Origin of the sequence: Streptomyces sp. SLBN-118 (assembly GCF_006715635.1) — a bacterium.
Lineage (GTDB): Bacteria > Actinomycetota > Actinomycetes > Streptomycetales > Streptomycetaceae > Streptomyces.
In genome coordinates this window covers 3,182,822-3,202,214 of record NZ_VFNP01000001.1, presented here as the reverse complement: position 1 = coordinate 3,202,214, position 19,393 = coordinate 3,182,822, and the positions used below count along the sequence as shown (strand labels likewise).

Annotated in this window: 23 protein-coding genes and 2 pseudogenes; 19 read left to right on the top strand and 6 right to left on the bottom strand. The window is 70.9% G+C overall.

Annotated elements, in window-relative coordinates; translation table 11 throughout:
- Nucleotides 1–8: 8 nt before the first annotated feature.
- The 3 genes from rplM to glmM all read left to right on the top strand — a co-directional run bounded on the left by rplM (nt 9) and on the right by glmM (nt 2,512).
- Nucleotides 9–452 carry a 50S ribosomal protein L13 gene (gene rplM / locus FBY35_RS14395; RefSeq protein ID WP_142214189.1) on the top strand — a complete coding sequence of 148 codons (444 nt, stop codon included), beginning with the start codon at nt 9–11 and terminating at the stop codon, nt 450–452.
- A gap of 42 nt (nt 453–494) precedes the next feature.
- On the top strand, nt 495–1,013 hold the full coding sequence (gene rpsI, locus FBY35_RS14390; RefSeq protein ID WP_142214188.1) for a 30S ribosomal protein S9: 519 nt from the start codon (nt 495–497) through the stop codon (nt 1,011–1,013).
- 140 nt (nt 1,014–1,153) lie between these two features.
- Complete coding sequence (gene glmM, locus FBY35_RS14385; protein ID WP_142214187.1) at nt 1,154–2,512, top strand: phosphoglucosamine mutase; 1,359 nt, start codon at nt 1,154–1,156, stop codon at nt 2,510–2,512.
- A 40-nt stretch (nt 2,513–2,552) separates the two neighbouring features.
- On the opposite strand, the gene FBY35_RS14380 is transcribed toward glmM, so the two are convergent.
- Together FBY35_RS14380 and coaA are read right to left on the bottom strand one after the other, a co-directional pair.
- Nucleotides 2,553–3,503, bottom strand: coding sequence for a DUF389 domain-containing protein (locus FBY35_RS14380; RefSeq protein WP_142214186.1), 951 nt, complete (start codon nt 3,501–3,503; stop codon nt 2,553–2,555).
- Nucleotides 3,504–3,505: 2 nt separating this feature from the next.
- On the bottom strand, nt 3,506–4,501 hold the full coding sequence (coaA, locus tag FBY35_RS14375; RefSeq protein ID WP_142214185.1) for a type I pantothenate kinase: 996 nt from the start codon (nt 4,499–4,501) through the stop codon (nt 3,506–3,508).
- Between the two features lie 150 nt (nt 4,502–4,651).
- Here coaA and FBY35_RS37105 point away from each other — a divergent pair.
- The 9 genes and pseudogenes from FBY35_RS37105 to FBY35_RS14330 form a co-directional block, all read left to right on the top strand.
- Nucleotides 4,652–4,771 (top strand): annotated as a pseudogene (locus FBY35_RS37105) (daunorubicin/doxorubicin resistance ABC transporter ATP-binding protein DrrA); the annotation flags it as partial.
- A 1-nt stretch (nt 4,772) separates the two neighbouring features.
- A pseudogene (locus tag FBY35_RS14365) lies at nt 4,773–5,021 on the top strand (ABC transporter permease); the annotation flags it as partial.
- A gap of 59 nt (nt 5,022–5,080) precedes the next feature.
- Nucleotides 5,081–6,928, top strand: coding sequence for a glutamine--fructose-6-phosphate transaminase (isomerizing) (glmS, locus tag FBY35_RS14360; RefSeq protein ID WP_142214184.1), 1,848 nt, complete (start codon nt 5,081–5,083; stop codon nt 6,926–6,928).
- Nucleotides 6,925–7,293 carry a holo-ACP synthase gene (locus FBY35_RS14355; protein ID WP_142214183.1) on the top strand — a complete coding sequence of 123 codons (369 nt, stop codon included), beginning with the start codon at nt 6,925–6,927 and terminating at the stop codon, nt 7,291–7,293. Before glmS ends, FBY35_RS14355 begins: the two co-directional genes overlap by 4 nt.
- 4 nt (nt 7,294–7,297) lie before the next feature.
- The gene (locus FBY35_RS14350) at nt 7,298–8,743 is read left to right on the top strand and encodes an NAD(P)H-hydrate dehydratase (RefSeq protein ID WP_142214182.1); all 1,446 of its coding nucleotides are present in this window, start codon (nt 7,298–7,300) and stop codon (nt 8,741–8,743) included.
- A 105-nt stretch (nt 8,744–8,848) separates the two neighbouring features.
- On the top strand, nt 8,849–10,006 hold the full coding sequence (gene alr / locus FBY35_RS14345) for an alanine racemase (RefSeq protein WP_142214181.1): 1,158 nt from the start codon (nt 8,849–8,851) through the stop codon (nt 10,004–10,006).
- A gap of 10 nt (nt 10,007–10,016) precedes the next feature.
- A complete protein-coding gene (locus tag FBY35_RS14340; RefSeq protein WP_142214180.1) occupies nt 10,017–11,243 on the top strand; it encodes an alpha/beta fold hydrolase in 1,227 nt (408 codons plus the stop codon).
- Nucleotides 11,215–11,730, top strand: coding sequence for a tRNA (adenosine(37)-N6)-threonylcarbamoyltransferase complex ATPase subunit type 1 TsaE (gene tsaE / locus FBY35_RS14335; RefSeq protein WP_142214179.1), 516 nt, complete (start codon nt 11,215–11,217; stop codon nt 11,728–11,730). Before FBY35_RS14340 ends, tsaE begins: the two co-directional genes overlap by 29 nt.
- A gap of 167 nt (nt 11,731–11,897) precedes the next feature.
- On the top strand, nt 11,898–12,083 hold the full coding sequence (locus FBY35_RS14330) for a hypothetical protein (RefSeq protein ID WP_142214178.1): 186 nt from the start codon (nt 11,898–11,900) through the stop codon (nt 12,081–12,083).
- A gap of 39 nt (nt 12,084–12,122) precedes the next feature.
- Here the strand turns inward: FBY35_RS14330 and FBY35_RS14325 are convergent, their stop codons facing one another.
- A complete protein-coding gene (locus tag FBY35_RS14325) occupies nt 12,123–12,659 on the bottom strand; it encodes a L,D-transpeptidase (protein WP_142215072.1) in 537 nt (178 codons plus the stop codon).
- Nucleotides 12,660–12,786: 127 nt separating this feature from the next.
- Here FBY35_RS14325 and tsaB point away from each other — a divergent pair, with 127 nt between their 5' ends.
- The 7 genes from tsaB (at nt 12,787) to FBY35_RS14290 (ending at nt 17,782) form a co-directional block, all read left to right on the top strand.
- Nucleotides 12,787–13,461 carry a tRNA (adenosine(37)-N6)-threonylcarbamoyltransferase complex dimerization subunit type 1 TsaB gene (gene tsaB, locus FBY35_RS14320; RefSeq protein WP_142214177.1) on the top strand — a complete coding sequence of 225 codons (675 nt, stop codon included), beginning with the start codon at nt 12,787–12,789 and terminating at the stop codon, nt 13,459–13,461.
- Nucleotides 13,462–13,490: 29 nt separating this feature from the next.
- A complete protein-coding gene (gene rimI, locus FBY35_RS14315) occupies nt 13,491–13,943 on the top strand; it encodes a ribosomal protein S18-alanine N-acetyltransferase (RefSeq protein ID WP_142215071.1) in 453 nt (150 codons plus the stop codon).
- Nucleotides 13,944–13,946: 3 nt separating this feature from the next.
- The gene (gene tsaD, locus FBY35_RS14310; protein WP_142214176.1) at nt 13,947–15,038 is read left to right on the top strand and encodes a tRNA (adenosine(37)-N6)-threonylcarbamoyltransferase complex transferase subunit TsaD; all 1,092 of its coding nucleotides are present in this window, start codon (nt 13,947–13,949) and stop codon (nt 15,036–15,038) included.
- The gene (locus FBY35_RS14305) at nt 15,035–15,298 is read left to right on the top strand and encodes a hypothetical protein (protein ID WP_142214175.1); all 264 of its coding nucleotides are present in this window, start codon (nt 15,035–15,037) and stop codon (nt 15,296–15,298) included. The genes tsaD and FBY35_RS14305 overlap by 4 nt, the downstream gene beginning before the upstream one ends.
- Nucleotides 15,299–15,435: 137 nt before the next feature.
- A complete protein-coding gene (locus FBY35_RS14300; protein WP_142214174.1) occupies nt 15,436–15,792 on the top strand; it encodes a YciI family protein in 357 nt (118 codons plus the stop codon).
- Nucleotides 15,793–15,834: 42 nt separating this feature from the next.
- Nucleotides 15,835–17,091, top strand: a complete 1,257-nt coding sequence (locus FBY35_RS14295; RefSeq protein ID WP_142214173.1) for an RNA polymerase sigma factor — start codon at nt 15,835–15,837, stop codon at nt 17,089–17,091.
- A gap of 67 nt (nt 17,092–17,158) precedes the next feature.
- Nucleotides 17,159–17,782, top strand: coding sequence for a hypothetical protein (locus tag FBY35_RS14290; protein WP_142214172.1), 624 nt, complete (start codon nt 17,159–17,161; stop codon nt 17,780–17,782).
- Here the strand turns inward: FBY35_RS14290 and FBY35_RS14285 are convergent.
- From FBY35_RS14285 to FBY35_RS14275, 3 genes are read right to left on the bottom strand one after another with little or no spacing between them, the layout of a single operon-like run.
- Nucleotides 17,768–18,409 carry a contact-dependent growth inhibition system immunity protein gene (locus FBY35_RS14285; RefSeq protein ID WP_142214171.1) on the bottom strand — a complete coding sequence of 214 codons (642 nt, stop codon included), beginning with the start codon at nt 18,407–18,409 and terminating at the stop codon, nt 17,768–17,770. The genes FBY35_RS14290 and FBY35_RS14285 overlap by 15 nt on opposite strands.
- Before the next feature lie 11 nt (nt 18,410–18,420).
- The gene (locus FBY35_RS14280; protein WP_142214170.1) at nt 18,421–18,732 is read right to left on the bottom strand and encodes an RNase A-like domain-containing protein; all 312 of its coding nucleotides are present in this window, start codon (nt 18,730–18,732) and stop codon (nt 18,421–18,423) included.
- Nucleotides 18,729–19,382, bottom strand: coding sequence for a hypothetical protein (locus FBY35_RS14275; protein ID WP_142214169.1), 654 nt, complete (start codon nt 19,380–19,382; stop codon nt 18,729–18,731). The genes FBY35_RS14280 and FBY35_RS14275 overlap by 4 nt, the downstream gene beginning before the upstream one ends.
- Nucleotides 19,383–19,393 lie beyond the last annotated feature (11 nt).

The window sequence follows — 19,393 nt, the reverse complement described above, 5'->3', positions numbered from 1 at the left end:
ATACGACCGTGCGTACGTACAGCCCCAAGCCCGGCGATGTGACGCGCCAGTGGCACATCATCGACGCGCAGGACATCGTCCTGGGCCGTCTGGCGACCACCGCCGCCACCCTTCTGCGGGGCAAGCACAAGCCGATCTACGCGCCGCACGTTGACGCTGGTGACTTCGTCATCATCATCAACGCCGAGAAGGTGCACCTCTCCGGCAACAAGCGGACCCAGAAGATGGCGTACCGCCACTCCGGCTACCCGGGTGGTCTGCGTTCCGTCCGCTACGACGAGCTGCTCGCCAAGAGCCCCGAGAAGGCCATCGAGAAGGCCGTCAAGGGCATGCTCCCCAAGAACACCCTGGGCCGTCAGATGCTCTCGAAGCTGAAGGTCTACGCGGGCGAGAACCACCCGCACGCTGCTCAGCAGCCGGTCCCGTTCGAGATCACCCAGGTCGCGCAGTAGTTCCGGCCACCCCCTAAGACGAAAAGAAATCTGAGGAGAATCGTGGCCGAGACCACTGCAGAGACCCCGCTCGAGGGCGAAGAGACCTTCGCCGAGGTGACGACCTTCGAGTCGGAAGCCCCCGTCGAGGGCGAGTACACCTCCGAGTCCATGGCGTCCCGCTTCGGCGACCCGCAGCCGGCTGCCGGCCTGGGCCGTCGCAAGAACGCCATCGCCCGCGTCCGGATCGTTCCGGGCACCGGCAAGTGGAAGATCAACGGTCGCACCCTTGAGGAGTACTTCCCCAACAAGGTGCACCAGCAGGAAGTCAACGAGCCCTTCAAGGTGCTCGAGCTCGACAACCGCTACGACGTCATCGCCCGTATCTCGGGTGGCGGCGTTTCCGGCCAGGCCGGCGCCCTGCGCCTCGGTGTGGCCCGCGCGCTGAACGAGGCGGACGTGGACAACAACCGCCCGGCGCTCAAGAAGGCCGGCTTCCTCTCCCGCGACGACCGTGCGGTCGAGCGCAAGAAGGCCGGTCTCAAGAAGGCCCGCAAGGCCCCGCAGTACAGCAAGCGCTAAATCGCTCGCTGGCCTGTACGGCTCTCGTTCGCCCCGGCGGCACTCCGTGCTGCCGGGGCGTTCGTTTATCAACTACCTCTGGCGTAGAACGGGCCAGGCGCTCAGAGGCTTGCATTCTCGGAGTATTTCGGAGGACAGCTGTGGGACGACTCTTCGGCACGGACGGCGTGCGCGGTGTCGCAAATGCGGATCTGACGGCGGAGCTCGCGCTCGGCCTCTCAGTCGCTGCGGCGCACGTGCTCGCCGAAGCGGGGACCTTTGAAGGGCATCGGCCGACCGCCGTGGTCGGCCGTGATCCGCGGGCGTCGGGAGAGTTCCTGGAGGCCGCCGTCGTGGCGGGTCTCGCGAGCGCGGGCGTCGACGTCCTGCGCGTCGGTGTGCTGCCAACCCCCGCCGTGGCGTATCTCACCGGCGCCCTCGGCGCCGACCTCGGTGTGATGCTCTCCGCGAGCCACAACGCCATGCCGGACAACGGCATCAAGTTCTTCGCGCGCGGTGGGCACAAGCTCGCCGACGAGCTCGAGGGCCGGATCGAGGCGGTCTATGAGCAGCACCGCACCGGCGAGCCCTGGGAGCGGCCCACCGGCGCGGGCGTCGGCCGGGTCACCGACTACGACGAGGGCTTCGACAGGTACGTCGCCCACCTGATCGCGGTGCTGCCGAACCGCCTCGACGGCCTCAAGGTCGTCCTCGACGAGGCGCACGGCGCCGCCGCCCGCGTTTCGCCCGAGGCGTTCGCGCGGGCCGGTGCGGAGGTCGTCACCATCGGCGCCGACCCCGACGGGCTCAACATCAACGACGGCTGCGGGTCGACGCACCTCGGCCTGCTGAAGGCCGCCGTCGTCGAGCACGGCGCCGACTTCGGCATCGCGCACGACGGCGACGCGGACCGCTGCCTGGCCGTCGACGGCTCGGGTGAGGAAGTCGACGGGGACCAGATTCTGGCCGTGCTCGCCCTGGCGATGCGCGAAGCCGGGACGCTGCGCAAGGACACCGTCGTCGCCACCGTCATGTCCAACCTCGGCTTCAAGCTGGCCATGGAGCGCGAGGGCGTACAGCTGGTGCAGACCGCGGTCGGCGACCGGTACGTACTGGAGTCGATGAAGGCCGAGGGCTACGCCCTGGGCGGCGAGCAGTCCGGGCACGTCATCGTCCTCGACCACGCGACGACCGGCGACGGCACGCTCACCGGCCTGATGCTGGCGGCCCGGGTCGCCGCGACCGGCCGTTCGCTGGCCGAGCTGGCCGCCGTGATGGACCGGCTGCCGCAGGTGCTCATCAATGTCCCGGACGTGGACAAGTCACGGGTGAAGACCTCCGCCGAGCTGGCCGGCGCCGTCGCGGAGGCGGAGCGCGAGCTGGGCGCCACCGGCCGCGTACTGCTGCGTCCCTCGGGCACCGAGCCGCTTGTACGGGTCATGGTCGAGGCCGCCGACATCGAGCAGGCCCGCACGGTGGCGGGGCGTCTCGCGGACGCGGTCAAGTCCGCGCTCGGCTGACCGTCCCGGATCCCACGCCGATGTCCGGAGGGGTCTGACGTCAGGCCCCTCCGGACCTCGCCGCCATACGCTCCCGCTGCCTGTCCCACACGAACTTCTGGGTCAGCAGCGTCAGCGTGCCCGCCAGCACGACGCCCAGCAGATTCAGCAGCAGCTGCTCCGTCGAGCCCCACGCCTGCTTGTACTCCTGATAGCTGAAGGCCACCGCCGCGTTCGCCGCGGCCGGGACCGTCGTGACCGAGATCGCGACGCCCACCAGCGCCCCCGACTTCGCCGAGGTCAGCGAGAGCATGCCCGCCGCGCCCGCGAGCACCGCGACCACGAACGAGAACGCGTCCGGGCGGTAGATGAAATTGGTGTTGGGGCGTTCGGCGTCCAGCTTCACCACCTCGAAGAGGCTCACCGCGTCCATGAAGTAGCTGAACGCCACCGTCACCAGCAGAGCCACGGCAAAGCCCACGATCAGTGCCTGGAACGAGCGCCACGCCAGGCGCGGGGCGCGCTGGACCAGGGCCGTGCAGATGCCCGCCAGCGGTCCGAACTCGGGCCCCACCGCCATCGCGCCCACGATCAGGATCGCGTTGTCGAGCACCACACCGCACGCCGCGATCATCGTCGCCAGAGTCAGGAAGGCGATGTAGGTGACCGAGAGCGTCGACTCCTCATGGGTGGCGTCCGTCAGGTGCTCCCAGAGCACCGCGTCCGCGCCCTCGCCCGGCGCCTCGGCCTCCGCCCCCTCGGCGCGGCTGGAGAGCGACAGCTCGATGTTCTCGACGGCGATCGAGCCGGTCTTGTCGATGCCCAGGGCGCGCAGGCTGCCGATGAGTTCGTCGCCCGCCTCGCGCGCCACGTCGCACAGGACCAGGTCGCCCTGGGGATTGCGGGCGACGCCGGGGACAACGGCCAGGTGGGTGGTGCCAACCGTCCCCTCCACGGTCCGTACGACCTCGTCGGTACGGTCGGCAGGAACGATCAGGCGCAGATGCAGCATGCTCAGAGCTTACGGAGGGACAGGCGCTGGACCTTGTGGTCGGGTCCCTTGCGGAGCACGAGCGTGGCACGGCCGCGCGTCGGCGCCACATTCTCCAGCAGATTGGGCTTGTTGATGGTGCGCCACATCGTCCGGGCGTAGTCCAGAGCCTCCTCCTCGGAGACCTGGGTGTACTTCCTGAAGTACGAGAAGGGGTTCTGGAAGGCCGTCTCGCGCAGCTTGCGGAAGCGGTTGAGGTACCAGGTCTCGATGTCCTCGGTCCGCGCGTCCACGTACACACTGAAGTCGAAGTAGTCGGCGAGGCCGACGCGGGTGCGGCCGTCCTTGCCGGGAAGGGCCGGCTGGAGCACGTTGAGACCCTCGACGATCAGGATGTCGGGGCGGCGGACCGTGAGGCGCTCGTCCGGAACGATGTCGTAGATCAGGTGGGAGTAGACGGGGGCGGTGACCTCGTCCTTGCCCGCCTTGATGTCGGCGACGAAACGGGTCAGCGCACGGCGGTCGTACGACTCGGGGAAGCCCTTACGCGACATCAGGCCGCGGGACTCCAGATCCTTCATCGGCAGCAGGAAGCCGTCGGTGGTGACCAGCTCGACCCGCGGGTGCTCCGGCCAGCGGGCCAGCATCGCCTGGAGGACACGCGCGACGGTGGACTTGCCGACCGCGACGGATCCGGCGACGCCTATGACGAAGGGGGTGCCGCGCTGCTCGCCGTGCCCGTTGCCGGCGTCCCCCAGGAAGGTGTTGAGCGCGCCCCGCAGACCGGCCGTGGCCTGCACGTACAGGTTCAGCAGCTGCGACAGCGGGAGGTAGACGTCCCGTACCTCGTCCAGGTCGATGACATCGCCCAGACCGCGCAGCCGCTCGACCTCGTCGGCAGTGAGGGGGAGCGGGGTTTTGTCGCGCAGGGCGCTCCACTCCGCACGGGTGAGGTCGACATACGGCGTCGACGCAGGCTCTGCCCGGCGGGTGGCACTTCGTGGCGGCGAAGAGATCACATGGCCATTGTCGGGTGTGGCGGGCCTGTGCGGCGGGTGGGATCCATCACGCGAGGGGGCCGGGGGCCCGGCGGAATGTCAGTGGCATACGTCACAGTTATGGAAAAGATGGACGCCTGCCGACGTCCGCGAACCCCGAGGGGTGGACCCATGACGTATGCGATTCAGGCGGAAGGCCTGGCCAAGCGGTTCAAGGAGACCGAGGCCCTGGCGGGAGTGGATCTGGCGGCCCGTACGGGCACGGTGCTGGGTCTGCTCGGGCCCAATGGCGGCGTTCGCCTTCACGATCATCTTCCCGATCACCTTCACCAGCAGCGCGTTCGTGATGGTCGACACGATGCCGGGCTGGCTCCAGGCGTGGAGCGACGTCAACCCGGTCACTCATCTGTCGGACGCGTACCGCGGTCTGCTGCTCGGCGGTCCGGTCGCGGGGCCGGTGCTGTGGTCGCTGGCGTGGGCTGCCGGGATAGCCGCTGTGTTCTACCCGTTGGCGATGCGGGCGTACCGGGCGAAAGCGTGACCCGGCCGGTGCACGCCTGCTGTCTGGGACGTGACGGGCGCGGGCCGTAGGCTGCCGACATGTGCGGAATCGTGGGTTACGTCGGCGGACAGTCGGCGCTTGATGTGGTCATCGCGGGCCTCAAGCGGCTCGAGTACCGGGGCTACGACTCGGCCGGTGTGGCGGTACTCGCCGACGGTGGGCTTGCCGCGGCGAAGAAGGCGGGCAAGCTCGTCAATCTGGAGAAGGAGCTGGTGGGCAGACCGCTGCCGAGCGGCTCCACCGGCATCGGGCACACCCGGTGGGCCACCCATGGCGGGCCCACCGACACCAACGCCCACCCTCATCTGGACAACGCGGGACGCGTCGCCGTCGTACACAACGGGATCATCGAGAACTTCGCCGCCCTGCGGGCCGAGTTGACCGACCGCGGGCACGAGTTGGCGTCGGAGACCGACACCGAGGTCGTGGCGCATCTGCTTGCCGAGTCCTTCTCGTCGTGCGGCGACCTGGCCGAGTCGATGCGCCAGGTGTGCCGGCAGCTTCAGGGAGCCTTCACGCTGGTCGCCGTGCACGCGGACGAGCCGGACGTCGTGGTGGGCGCTCGGCGGAACTCCCCGCTGGTCGTCGGCGTCGGTGAGGGCGAGTCCTTCCTCGCCTCCGACGTGGCCGCCTTCATCGCGCACACACGCTCGGCCATCGAGCTGGGGCAGGACCAGGTGGTGGAGCTGCGCCGGGAGGGTGTGAGCGTCACCGACTTCGACGGGGCGCCCGCACAGGTGCGCACGTACCACGTGGACTGGGACGCGTCGGCCGCCGAGAAGGGCGGTTACGACTACTTCATGCTGAAGGAGATCGCCGAGCAGCCGAAGGCGGTCGCCGACACCCTGCTCGGCCGGATCGACATGGAGGGCTCCCTCAGCCTCGACGAGGTGCGGATCCCGGTTTCGGTGCTGCGCGAGGCGAACAAGGTCGTCATCGTGGCCTGCGGTACGGCCTTTCACGCCGGGATGATCGCCAAGTACGCCATCGAGCACTGGACCCGTGTCCCCTGTGAGGTGGAGCTGGCGAGCGAATTCCGCTACCGGGACCCGATCCTGGACCAGCGCACGCTGGTGATCGCGATCTCACAGTCCGGCGAGACGATGGACACCCTGATGGCCGTGCGGCACGCGCGCGAGCAGGGCGCGACGGTGCTGGCCATCTGCAATACGAACGGCTCGACCATCCCGCGGGAGTCCGACGCGGTGCTCTACACGCACGCCGGTCCCGAGGTCGCGGTCGCCTCCACGAAGGCGTTTCTGACGCAGTTGGTGGCCTGTTATCTGGTGGCGCTGTACCTGGGCCAGCTGCGCGGCACCAAGTGGGGCGACGAGATCCAGGCCGTCATCCGGGACCTGGCGCAGGTCTCCGGCGAGGTCGACAGGGTCCTGGACACGATGGAGCCGGTACGGGAGCTGGCACGCTCCCTCGCCGACAAGGACACGGTGCTGTTCCTGGGGCGTCATGTGGGCTACCCGGTGGCGCTGGAGGGCGCACTCAAGCTCAAGGAGCTCGCGTACATGCACGCGGAGGGCTTTGCGGCCGGTGAGCTCAAACACGGGCCGATCGCTCTGATCGAGGAGGATCTGCCGGTGGTGGTCGTGGTGCCCTCACCTCGCGGGCGCTCCGTTCTGCACGACAAGATCGTCTCGAATATCCAGGAGATCCGGGCGCGCGGGGCCCGCACGATCGTGATCGCCGAGGAGGGGGACGAGACGGTCGTGCCGTACGCGGACCATCTCATCCGGATCCCGGCGACGCCGACGCTGCTGCAACCGCTGGTGGCGACCGTGCCCCTGCAGGTCTTCGCCTGCGAGCTGGCGACGGCGCGCGGCAACGACGTCGACCAGCCCCGCAACCTCGCGAAGTCTGTCACCGTCGAATGATCATCGGGGTGGGGATCGACGTCGCCGAGATCGACAGGTTCGCCGCATCGCTGAGGCGTACGCCCGGGATGGCCGAACGGGTCTTCCTGGAACGGGAGTTGCTGCTGCCGAGTGGCGAGCAGCGCGGTTACGCCTCCCTCGCGGCCCGGTTCGCCGCCAAGGAGGCCGTCGCCAAGGCGCTCGGCGCGCCCGGGGGACTGCACTGGACGGACGCCGAGGTGTACGTCGAGGACAGCGGGCAGCCGCGGCTGCGGGTGCGCGGGACGGTCGCGGCGCGGGCGGCCGAGCTCGGTGTGCAGTCCTGGCATGTGTCGCTCAGTCATGATGCGGGGGTGGCGTCGGCCGTGGTGATCGCGGAGGGTTGAGCGTATGCGTACCGCTTACAGCGTGGAGACCGTCCGGGCTGCCGAGGCAGAGCTGATGGCCCGCCTGCCTCGGGGCGCGCTCATGCAACGCGCGGCCGCCGGACTGGCCGCCGCCTGCGCGGATCTGCTGGGCCGGGTGTACGGAGCCAGAGTCGTGCTGCTCGTCGGCAGCGGGGACAACGGGGGCGACGCGCTGTACGCGGGGGCGCGCCTTGCCCGGCGCGGGGCGGGCGTCACGGCCGTGCTGCTCGGCTCGCGCGCCCACGAGGGCGGCCTGGCGGCGCTGCTCGGCGCGGGCGGACGGGTCGCTGACGACCCCTTCGAGGTGCTGGCCGCCGCCGACTTGGTGCTGGACGGAGTGACCGGGATCGGCGGCCACGGCGGACTGCGCCCGGACGCGGTGCCCGTGGTCCGGGCCGCGCGCGGGTCCGACGCGGTCCTCGTCGCGGTCGATCTCCCGAGCGGGGTCGAGGCGGACAGCGGCGAGGTGCACGGCGAGGCCCTGCACGCCGATGCGACGGTGACGTTCGGCACGTACAAGCCGGCGCTGCTGATCGATCCGGCACGGGAGTACGCGGGGACGGTGCGGCTGGTCGGCATCGGTCTCGAGGACCACCTGCCGTCCGTGCCCGATGTCGAGGCGCTCCAACACATCGATGTGGCGCAGTTGTTGCCGGCCCCGGCCGCCGAGAGCGACAAGTACCGGCGGGGCGTCGTCGGCGTGGTCGCCGGGTCCGCGCGCTACCCGGGCGCCGCCGTGCTCGCCGTCGCGGGCGCACTGCGCGGCGGGGCGGGCGCCGTGCGGTATGTCGGGCCCGCGGCCGACGCCGTGATCGCCCGTTTCCCCGAGGCCCTGGTGCACGGCGGGCCGCCGTCGAAGGCGGGCCGCGTGCAGGCGTGGGTGGTCGGCCCGGGTCTCGGCGACGGGGTCGATGCGGTGGATGCGGTACGGGACGTGCTCGACTCCGACGTTCCGGTGCTGGTCGACGCGGACGGGCTGCGGCTGGTGGACGCGGCGGTGGTGCGGGGAAGGAGCGCGCCCACGCTGCTGACCCCGCACGCGGGGGAGGCGGCCGCGCTGCTGGGCGTACCCCGCGAGGACGTCGAGTCCGCCCGGCTCGCCTCCGTACGGGACCTGGCCGATCGCTACGGGGCGACGGTGCTGCTCAAGGGCTCGACCACGCTGGTCGCCGCGCCGGACGGCGGCCGGTCGCCGGTCCGCGTGAACCCCATGGGCACGCCGTGGCTGGCCACGGCAGGAAGCGGCGACGTCCTGTCCGGCCTGGCGGGCTCGCTGCTGGCCACGGGCCTGGACGCGCGGGACGCGGGGTCGGTGGCGGCGTATCTGCACGGCCTGGCGGCGCGACACGCGGCGTCGCGGGGCACGCCGATCACGTCGTACGAGGTGGCGGACGCGCTGCCGTACGCGTGGCGCGACGTCCAGGATTGAGGAACCCCCCACCCGGCTCCTTCTCCGCCTCAGGCGGAGATCCCGTGAGGAACCGCACAACAGTTGCACGAGCGCTGTCGTACGGCTCTGAGACACTGGGGCGCGATGAGCCAGACACCGTCACTGAGAGCCCGTGCCGAGATCGACCTCGCGGCCCTGCGCGCCAACGTCCGCGCGCTTCGTGCCCGCGCACCCCGTGCTGCCCTGATGACCGTCGTGAAGTCGGACGCGTACGGACACGGAATGGTGCCCTGCGCGAAGGCCGCGCTCAAGGCGGGCGCCACCTGGCTCGGCACCGCCACACCCCACGAGGCTCTCGCCCTGCGCGCAGCGGGTATCCAGGGGCGCGTGATGTGCTGGCTGTGGACACCGGGCGGGCCCTGGCGTGAGGGCATCGAAGCCGACCTCGACATGTCGGTGAGCGGTCTGTGGGCCCTTCGGGAGGTCACCGCCGCCGCCCGTGAGGTGGGACGCCCGGCCATGATCCAGCTCAAGGCCGACACCGGCCTCGGGCGCAACGGCTGCCAGCCGGCCGACTGGCCCGAACTGGTCGCCGCCGCGCTCGCCGCCGAGGCCGAGGGCACGGTCGAGGTCACCGGCCTGTGGTCGCACCTCGCCTGTGCCGACGAGCCCGGACACCCCTCGATCAACGCCCAGCTGGGCATGTTCCGTGACCTGGTGGCGTACGCCGAGAAGGCGGGCATCACCCCCGAAGTCCGGCACCTCGCCAACTCCCCGGCCACGCTGACCCTTCCCGAGACGCACTTCGACCTCGTCCGGACCGGCATCGCCACATACGGCATCTCGCCCAGCCCAGAGCTGGGCACGCCGGCGGACTTCGGGCTGCGGCCCGTGATGACGCTCGCCGCGTCCATGGCCCTGGTCAAGCAGGTCCCGGCCGGTCACGGCGTCAGCTACGGGCATCACTACGTCACGGCGGACGAGACGACGCTCGGCCTCGTCCCCCTCGGCTACGCGGACGGCATACCGCGCCATGCCTCGGGCCGGGGACCGGTTCTGGTGGGCGGCAGGTGGCGCCGGGTCGCGGGCCGGGTAGCCATGGACCAGTTCGTGGTCGACCTCGGACCGGACGGCGGGGCGGTCGCCGAGGGCGCCGAAGCGGTGCTGTTCGGCCCGGGCGACCGGGGCGAGCCGACCGCCGAGGACTGGGCCGAGGCGGCCGGCACCATCGCGTACGAGATCGTCACCCGCATCGGAACGAGGGTTCCGCGCGTCTACCTGAACGAGGACTCCGACGAGTAGGAGCGGCACGGTGAGCGAGACCAGCACGGGGGACGTCGTGGCGGCCGCGGCGACGGTCGCCACGACGGGCAACTGGCGCAAGGCGGGCATCGCCGGCGCCGCGATAGGTGTGATCGCGGCCGGCGCGGCCGCGGGCGTCGCGGTCGAGCGCCTCACGGTCGGCCGCGGCATGCGCAAGAAGGCCCGGCTCGCGCTGGACGCCTCGGGGCCGTACGGCTCCCTGCGCGGCCTGCCGGGCACGGCGGCTGCCGGCGACGGCACCCAGCTCTACTACGAGGCGGACGAGCTGGATCCGGAGGCGGGCGCCCCCCGCCGCCGCCGGCTCTTCGGCCGCAAGGTGCCCGCGCCCGTCACCGTCGTCTTCAGCCACGGCTACTGCCTGAGCCAGGACTCCTGGCACTTCCAGCGCGCCGCACTGCGCGGCCTCGTGCGCACGGTGCACTGGGACCAGCGCAGCCACGGCCGCTCGGACCGGGGCGCATCCCAGTCGGGACCGGACAGCGTTCCGGTCACCATCGACCAGCTGGGCCGCGACCTCAAGGCGGTCATCGACACGGCCGCCCCCGACGGCCCGCTGGTCCTGATCGGGCATTCCATGGGCGGGATGACGGTGATGGCGCTCGCCGAGCAGTTCCCGGAGCTCGTACGGGAGCGGGTCGTCGGGGTCGCCTTCGTCGGCACCTCGGCCGGGCAGCTCGGCGAGGTCAACTACGGGCTGCCGGTCGCGGGGGTGAACGCCGTACGGCGCGTGCTGCCCGGCGTCCTCAAGGCGCTCGGCTCGCAGGCCGAACTGGTCGAGCGGGGCCGGCGGGCCACCGCGGATCTCTTCGCCGGCCTGATCAAGCGGTATTCGTTCTCGTCCAAGGACGTGGACCCGGCCGTCGCGCGGTTCGCGGAGCGGCTCATCGAGTCGACCCCGATCGATGTGGTCGCGGAGTTCTATCCGGCCTTCGTCGAGCACGACAAGGCCGGGGCGCTGGAGATCTTCCAGGAAGTCCCGGTTCTCGTTCTGGCCGGTGACAAGGATCTGGTGACGCCGAGCTCGCACAGCGAGGCGATCGCGGACCTGCTGCCGGACTCGGAGCTGGTGATCGTGCCGGACGCCGGGCACCTGGTGATGCTGGAGCACCCGGAGGTCGTCACCGACCGGCTGGCGGACCTGCTGGCCCGGGTCGGCGCGGTCCCGGCACCGGCTAACGTTGGCCCGTATGGAAGCACCGCACAGCCCGGCGGCTGAGTCTGCCGCCGCCCGTCTCCTTGTCGAGTCCCCCGAGCAGATGCAGGAGTTGGGGCGCAGCCTCGCGAAGCTGCTGCGCCCCGGCGATCTGGTGATGCTCACCGGCGAGCTCGGCGCGGGCAAGACGACGCTGACCCGGGGCCTGGGCGAGGGCCTCGGGGTCCGCGGCGCCGTCACCTCCCCGACCTTTGTCATCGCGCGCGTCCACCCCTCGCTGACCGGAGGCCCGGCCCTGGTCCATGTCGACGCGTACCGCCTGGGCGGCGGGCTCGACGAGATGGAGGACCTCGATCTCGACGTCTCGCTGCCGGAGTCGGTGGTGGTCGTGGAGTGGGGCGTCGGCAAGGTCGAGGACCTGTCGGAGGACCGGCTGCATGTGCTGATCCACCGGATGGTCGGCGACACGGTGGACGACCACCGCGAGGTCACCCTGACGGCCTTCGGCGCCCGCTGGGCGCAGGTGGACCTGGCGGCCCTGGGGGTCTGAGCCGGGCCCGGGCCCGTCCGGGCGCGCGACGCGCGCAGAAAGCGTTGGTCGTTCCGACAAGACGTCGGCAAAATGTTGCGCGGGCCGTACCGGGCGTGGTCACATGGTACTGAGACCTGGTTAGGTCTACCTAACCAAGCCTGCCCCCGGAGCCCCAGGAGGCATCCATGTCGGCATCCGAGCGCGAGTCCAAGCCGCGGCAGCAGCAGTCGGCGCCGCCGGTGCCGATGTCACCGTCGGCCCTGTCGATGCGTGATCTGCTGGCGTCGTGTGCGGCGGCCAGCGCGGTCTCCACCCCGCCCCGCGACGAGCGGCACCCCGGGGAGCGTGGACTACGCCGCGACGCGGCGTAGTCCGTTCGGGTCAAGTGCGCCGACGCACGGGACGCCGCGCTACGGGACGACGACGACCTTCGAGCCGATCGCCGCGAATGTCCACATCGCGTCGCCGTCCGCGCGCTTCATCCGTACGCCGCCGGTCTTCTTGTCCGGGTCCGGGCTCGCCATCGACCCGTCCACCGCGGCACTGAAGCCGATCGCCACATGATCGACGCTCGCGAAGCGCACCACATGCTCGATGCGCACGCCGTCCGAGCCGGGCACGCTCCCGGAGCGCGAGGTCACGGTGTACACCCCGGGCGCCGGGCTGACCGTCGACGGCATGACCGCGAACGTCCGCTCCGGCTTGCCGCCCCGCCCCACCAGCCACACGCGCCGCTCGCCGAGCGCGTACACCACACGCATGCCCTTGCCCGATTTCGCGGGCAGTGCCAGCGGGTTCCTGGGCTTCTGCCCCGCGCCGCCGGAGGCCTGCGCCGAGGGGACCGCACTGGGCGTCGCGGCCCCGCCGAACTGGTCGGGGGCGCTTGCCGACGCCTGGTAGGCGAGGAATCCGACGACGGCCAGCGCAGCCGCCGTGAGCCCGGCCACGAGACCCGAGCTGCTCCGTGCCACCGTGCCCACCTTTCTGATGTACGTATCCGCATGCGACGTTAGCAGCAGCCGCAGGCTCGGACGGGGCACCGTGGCCAGGCCGCCGGAGCCGTAGGCTGTTTGCGTGCTCTTGCTCGCCGTTGATACCGCCACCCCCGCCGTCACCGCCGCTCTCCACGACGGCACCTCCGTCGTCGCCGAGTCCTCGTCCGTCGACTCGCGCCGCCATGGGGAGCTGCTGCTGCCCGCCGTCGACCGCGTCCTCGCCGAGGCGGGGGTGAAACTCGACGCCGTCACGGCGGTGGTGGCCGGGGTCGGTCCGGGTCCGTACACCGGACTGCGAGTCGGCCTGGTGACGGCCGCGACCTTCGGCTCCGCGCTGGGGGTGCCGGTGTACGGGCTGTGCACGCTGGACGGACTCGCCTACGCCTGCGGCCTCGACGAGCCGTTCGTGGTGGCGACGGACGCCCGCCGCAAGGAGGTGTACTGGGCGCGGTACGAGTCCGCGCGCGCCCGCGTGGGCGAGCCGTCCGTCGACCGGCCCGCCGACATCGCCGAACAACTCGCGGGCCTGCCCGCCGTCGGCGCCGGTGCGCTGCTCTACCCCGAGACGTTCCCGGACGCCCGGGGGCCCGAGCATGTCTCGGCCGGGGCGCTCGCCTCGCTGGCGGCCGAGAAACTGGCAGCGGGTGAGGCCGAGTTCTTCGAGAATCAAGGAGGCCTGCCGCCGGTGCCGATGTATCTGCGCAGGCCGGACGCCCAGGTGCCGAAGAACTACAAGGTGGTCACCCCCAAGTGACCGTCACCGCCGCTGTCGTGCTGCGTGAGATGCGCTGGTGGGACCTGGAACCGGTGCTCGCGCTCGAACACGCCCTCTTCCCCGAGGACGCCTGGTCGGCCGGGATGTTCTGGTCCGAACTCGCCCATGCGCGCGGGCCGCAGGCCACCCGACGCTATGTCGTGGCCGAGGCCGACGGGCAGATCGTCGGCTACGCGGGCCTCGCGGCGGCCGGTGGCCTCGGTGACGTACAGACCATCGCTGTCGCCCGCGGGCAGTGGGGCACGGGACTCGGGTCCCGGCTCCTGACCGATCTGCTGCAGCACGCCACCGCCTTCGAGTGCGACGAGGTGCTCCTCGAAGTGCGCGTGGACAACACCAGGGCCCAGAAGCTGTACGAACGCTTCGGCTTCGAGCCCATCGGATTCCGCCGCGGCTACTACCAGCCGGGCAATGTCGACGCCCTCGTCATGCGGCTCCACGTACAAGGAACAGAGACTTAAACGATGGCTGACGAACCGCTCGTACTGGGCATCGAGACCTCCTGCGACGAGACCGGTGTCGGCATTGTCCGCGGCACGACCCTGCTCGCGGACGCCGTCGCCTCCAGCGTGGACACGCACGCCCGCTTCGGCGGCGTGGTGCCCGAGATCGCCTCGCGCGCGCATCTGGAGGCGATGGTGCCGACCATCGAGCGCGCCCTGAAGGAGGCGGGCGTCTCGGCGCGTGACCTCGACGGCATCGCGGTGACGGCAGGGCCGGGACTCGCGGGCGCGCTGCTGGTCGGTGTCTCGGCGGCGAAGGCGTACGCCTACGCACTGAACAAGCCGCTGTACGGCGTGAACCATCTGGCATCGCACATCTGCGTCGACCAGCTGGAGCACGGGCCGCTGCCCGAGCCGACGATGGCGCTGCTGGTCAGCGGCGGCCACTCGTCGCTGCTGCTCGCGCCCGACATCACCGCGGACGTACGGCCGCTCGGCGCGACGATCGACGACGCGGCGGGCGAGGCCTTCGACAAGATCGCCCGGGTGCTCGACCTGGGATTCCCCGGCGGTCCGGTGATCGACCGCCTCGCGAAGGAGGGAGACCCGGCGGCGATCGCGTTCCCGCGCGGACTGACCGGCTCGCGCGACGCGGCGTACGACTTCTCCTTCTCGGGGCTCAAGACCTCGGTGGCCCGCTGGATCGAGGCCAAGCGGGCCGCGGGCGAGGAGGTGCCCGTACGGGATGTGGCGGCGTCCTTCCAGGAGGCGGTCGTCGATGTGCTGACCCGCAAGGCCGTACGCGCCTGTCAGGACCAGGGTGTGGACCACCTGATGATCGGCGGGGGAGTGGCCGCCAACTCGCGGCTGCGGGCGCTGGCCGAGGAGCGCTGTGAGCGGGCCGGGATCAGGCTGCGGGTGCCCCGGCCGAAGCTGTGCACCGACAACGGCGCGATGGTGGCGGCGCTGGGCGCGGAGATGGTGGCGCGGGGCAGGCCGGCATCCGACCTGGAGCTGTCGGCGGACTCGTCGCTGCCGGTGACCGATCCCCATGTTCCCGGTCGCGGCCACGACCATGTGCACGAGGTCAGCAAGGAGAACTTGTACAAGTGACCGTCGCGCTGATGTGGGAGGCCCGGGCGGTCCAGGGCCGGGCCGCCGAGCTGGTGGAGTGGGCGCGGACCCAGGAGCTGGCGCGGGAGCCGCAGCGCCGCGAGACCTTCCGCGCCCCGCAGGACCGGGTCCTCGTCATCACCTGGTGGGACGCGGACGACGTGGGCGCCGAACTGCCCGAACTCCCTGAGCCCGACGCTCACCTGATCACGAGGCCGGTCCACCGCTGGCGCTTCGAGTCGGTGGAGACACAGCCGTAGGCCGGTCCGGGCCGCGGTGGTGGCCGCCGGAGAAATCCCGGAAGAATTCCGTGGAGGCTGTCGATCCGGCCGTCTGCCGTTCGACGCATGGGTGAGAGGCGGGGAACGGCCCCGCTCTCCCGAACCGAGGAGTCACCATGCCGCGCTTCCTGTCCATGGTCCGTGTCAACGAGAACGAGCTCGCCGGGGAGGACTTCCCCGAGGACTTCAACGAGCGCATGGGCAACCTGCTGGAGGAGATCACCAAGGCCGGGGTCATGCTCGACACGGCGGGGCTCACCCCGACCTCCGACGGTACCCGCGTGAGCTGGTCCGGCGGCAAGCTGAGCTACACCGACGGGCCCTTCACCGAGAGCAAGGAGGTCATCGGCGGCTACGCCATCATGCAGTGCAAGGACAAGGCGGAGGCGCTCGAATGGGCCAAGCGCTTCCTGGAGATCCACCCGAAGCAGTGGGCGGTCACCTGCGAAGTCCGCCAGATCGCCGAGGGCTGATCCGGCCGCGCTTGCCCCGCCCCACCACGGCTGCTCTGATGGATGGCCGTGAGGGCAGCAAGTGCGACCGAAACGGTCGAAGCGGTATTCAGGATCGAGTCGGCGCGGATCATCGCCGGTGTCACCCGCATCGTGAGGGACGTGGGCATCGCCGAGGAACTCGCGCAGGACGCCCTGGTCGCCGCGCTGGAACAGTGGCCGGAGTCGGGTGTCCCGGACAAGCCGGGCGCCTGGCTCATGGCCACCGCCAAACACCGGGCGATCGATCTCGTACGCCGCAAGGAGACGTACGCCCGCAAGCTGGCGGAGGTCGGGCGGGACCTGGAGGACGTACCGCCGCCCGAGCCGCCCGACGCCGACGACATCGACGACGACCTGCTGCGGCTGATCTTCACCGCCTGCCATCCGGTGCTCGGCACCGAGGCACGGATCGCGCTCACGCTGCGGCTGCTGGGCGGGCTGACCACCGAGGAGATCGCCCGGGCCTTCCTGGCCGCGGAGCCGACGGTGGCCCAGCGCATCGTCCGCGCGAAACGCGCCCTCGCCAAGGCGGGCGTCGCCTTCGAGGTGCCCGACGGCCCCGAGCGTGCCGTACGCCTGTCTTCGGTGCTCGAAGTCATCTACCTCATCTTCAACGAGGGTTACTCCGCCACCGTGGGCGACGACTGGGTGCGCCCCGCGCTGTGCGAGGACGCGCTCCGGCTCGCCCGGGTGCTGGCGGGACTGATGCCCAAGGAGCCCGAAGTCCACGGCCTGGTCGCGCTGTTGGAGATCCAGGCCTCGCGCACCGCGGCCAGGACCGGCCCCGACGGCGAACCGGTGCTGCTCGCCGAGCAGAACCGGACCCGCTGGAACCAGCTGCTGATCCGCCGCGGCTTCGCGGCGCTGGGCCGCGCGAACGCGACAAGCGGCGGCGCCGCCCCCGGCCCGTACGCCCTCCAGGCGGCGATCGCCGCCTGCCACGCCCAGGCAGTGCGCTACGAGGAGACGGACTGGTCCTCGATCGCCGCCCTCTACGCCCGCCTCGCGGTGCTCACGCCGTCCCCGGTCGTCGAACTGAACCGCGCGGTCGCGGTCTCGATGACCAGCGGCCCGGAGGCGGGCCTGGCCCTGGTGGACGGCCTCGCGACGGAGCCGGCGCTGAAGGAGTACCACCTGCTGCCGAGCGTGCGGGGGGACCTGCTGGCGCGGCTCGGGCGATTCGACGAGGCACGGGCGGAGTTCGAGCGTGCGGCGTCCCTGACGCGCAACGAGCGGGAGCGGGACCTGCTGCTGAAACGGGCCCGGGAATCCGGCTGACCTGGGCGGTCACCGCTCCGATACGGTCGGGGAGTTGACGTTTCCCCGCGCCCTCTGAAGGAACCGCATGCCCAGCCGTCCGCTGCCACCGCCTCCACCGCCCGAGTCCGTACGGGCCTGGCCCGACCGCGAGTCGCTGCTCGCGGACCGCGCCCGGGCGATGGGCGAGTTGAGCCGCCTGAGCATGGGGGCGTCGCGACTGATGCTGCTGTGGCTGATGGCGACGGGCTTCGCCGCAGGCTGGGGTCTGGTCGGCGGGGCGCTGAAGACTTTCGAAGAACGCCCCGACGTGCTCAGCGCCATGTTCGGCGTGATCCTGGCGTGCATGGGCGCCGGGTTCCTGCTGCCGACGGGGATCGTGATCGGTCTGGGTATCCGGCGCGACAAGGTCGTACGTGAACGGCTCCTCCAGTGGTCGTCCCTGGACCGCGACCCGACGACCGACGCCCGCTTCCGCTCACCGGGCCTGAGCCTGTGCTGGTTCGTACCGTCGTTCCTGCTGTGCGCGCTGGGCCTGTGGCTGTCGATCGTGGCCCCGGCGCAGGCCGAGCCCGGCAGGGAGACCTATACGCACGTAGCGGTGATGATGGGCCTGGGTCTGATCCTTTGGCTGACGGGCCTGCTGGGCGCAGCGAAGGCGGTGAGCCACTACCGGTGGGCGGTGCGGTTGCTGCCGTCATCCACGGCGTAGCCGACCTGCCAACTCCTCGAGCCAGCCTCCGGGGGCGAGCGGTTCGGGCGGGTCGACCTCCATGCCCAGTTCGGCCAGGGCGAGGGCGTAGTCGGACTCGTCCAGCGGAAGGGTGAGCAGGTCGTGAAGCTCGCCCGTGAGTTGGGCGATCAGGCCCGGGTCGGTGGTGTCCAGGTAATCCTGAAGCGCTGCGTCGTGGTCCTCGAACTCGTCCGGCATGTCCTGGGAGAACCAGCCGCCGAGAAACTGTGCGAGCTCGGGGAAGCGGGCGTGCCACTCCCAGTGGGTCTGCGGAGTCGCGGGCGGCGGGGCCTGGCCGGTCTCGACGCTCTCCTTGAGGCGGTCCGCGAGGCCGACGAGCCAGGCCTGGATCTCGGAGTCGGGCAGGCCGACGTCCGGTACGGGATAGAACTCGCCGAGGCGCAGCCGGAGCCGGCCGGGCGGGTTGTCGGCGTACTCGCGCAGCTGGTGCTCGGCGACGGCGATGGCCCAGGGGCGGGTGCGCCACGTGTGCCGGAGGTAGGCCGTCAGCGGCTCGTCGTCGTCGGCGGTACGGCCGACATGGGCGCGGATCACCTGATCCAACTCGCCGTATTTGCGGTCGTGTTCACGCGGCTTCAGGGACACGGGTGCTGCCTCTAGAGGTAGATCGGGAAGGTGGCGTGGACGGTGAAGCCGTGCGGGCTCGCGGTGTCGCGCTTGAGGACCACACGTGCTGCGCGTACGTCGACGGCGTCGCGGCCGGCGAGCATCATCGCCTGCAGCAGGACGCGCCCGACCGGCTCGGACCGGGAGGGCCAGGCGGCCTCGATGGTGAGGCGCTGCCGGGTCGACTGCGCGAGCCAGCGGTGAATGACCTGCTCATTGCTGGTCACGACGTGCTGAGTGGCCCACTGCGCGGTCTCCCGGTCGGGATACGTGGCGGCCAAGTTCGCGCGGACTGCGGTCATGAGTGCTCTCGCTGCATGTGGTCGTTGACGGTGTCGATGAGTTCTTGGAGCCGGTCGCGCGTGGCCCAGGAGAGGTGTGGCCTGAGCCCGTCCGCTCCGGGGAAGAGCGTGAGGGCGCGCTGCGCCTCGGTGGTGTAGGCGGCCGCCCGCTCGTGGCAGTACGGGTGTTCATTGCTCACCACTGAGCGGACGGTGTCCGGGAAGGACCCGTCACCCTCGTCCATGAGGACGGCATCGAAACCGAAGAGATAAGGAAAGATCTGCAAGAATTCCCAGCCGGCCATGGGAAGTTCCGAGTATTCGGGTGCACCCTGGCGGTCGAGGATCCGCACCAATTCGGCCAGCATGTGCAGATATTCGGCGGGCTCCATATCGCCGGCCGCACGCGCCGCCTTCTCCCGGAACTCCGGCGGAAAGGAGTCGAGCGCACCCAGTCGCGAGACGGAATCGGCGGCGAAGTCCAGCACTCCCGCGGCGGCATAGACCGAGCAGTTCCAGTTCGCGATCCAGTCGCCCCGGACCACGCGAACGTACCGCTGGATCTCCTCGTCCAGGGACAGCTTTCCACCCGACTCCTGCGCCGCGATGGCGAGATCGAGGAGTCGCAGCGCCGGACCGTCGGAGAACAGCGACACAGGGGACGGCTGCACGTGACGTACCT

Excerpts from the sequence above, each read along its gene's own strand:
- FBY35_RS14380 (WP_142214186.1), bottom strand. The coding sequence starts at position 3,503 with ATGCTGCATCTGCGCCTGATCGTTCCTGCCGACCGTACCGACGAGGTC.
- glmS (WP_142214184.1), top strand. The coding sequence starts at position 5,081 with ATGTGCGGAATCGTGGGTTACGTCGGCGGACAGTCGGCGCTTGATGTG.
- FBY35_RS14355 (WP_142214183.1), top strand. The coding sequence starts at position 6,925 with ATGATCATCGGGGTGGGGATCGACGTCGCCGAGATCGACAGGTTCGCC.
- FBY35_RS14350 (WP_142214182.1), top strand. The coding sequence starts at position 7,298 with ATGCGTACCGCTTACAGCGTGGAGACCGTCCGGGCTGCCGAGGCAGAG.
- alr (WP_142214181.1), top strand. The coding sequence starts at position 8,849 with ATGAGCCAGACACCGTCACTGAGAGCCCGTGCCGAGATCGACCTCGCG.
- tsaE (WP_142214179.1), top strand. The coding sequence starts at position 11,215 with ATGGAAGCACCGCACAGCCCGGCGGCTGAGTCTGCCGCCGCCCGTCTC.
- FBY35_RS14330 (WP_142214178.1), top strand. The coding sequence starts at position 11,898 with ATGTCGGCATCCGAGCGCGAGTCCAAGCCGCGGCAGCAGCAGTCGGCG.
- rimI (WP_142215071.1), top strand. The coding sequence starts at position 13,491 with ATGCGCTGGTGGGACCTGGAACCGGTGCTCGCGCTCGAACACGCCCTC.
- tsaD (WP_142214176.1), top strand. The coding sequence starts at position 13,947 with ATGGCTGACGAACCGCTCGTACTGGGCATCGAGACCTCCTGCGACGAG.
- FBY35_RS14300 (WP_142214174.1), top strand. The coding sequence starts at position 15,436 with ATGCCGCGCTTCCTGTCCATGGTCCGTGTCAACGAGAACGAGCTCGCC.
- FBY35_RS14295 (WP_142214173.1), top strand. The coding sequence starts at position 15,835 with ATGGCCGTGAGGGCAGCAAGTGCGACCGAAACGGTCGAAGCGGTATTC.
- FBY35_RS14290 (WP_142214172.1), top strand. The coding sequence starts at position 17,159 with ATGCCCAGCCGTCCGCTGCCACCGCCTCCACCGCCCGAGTCCGTACGG.
- FBY35_RS14280 (WP_142214170.1), bottom strand. The coding sequence starts at position 18,732 with ATGACCGCAGTCCGCGCGAACTTGGCCGCCACGTATCCCGACCGGGAG.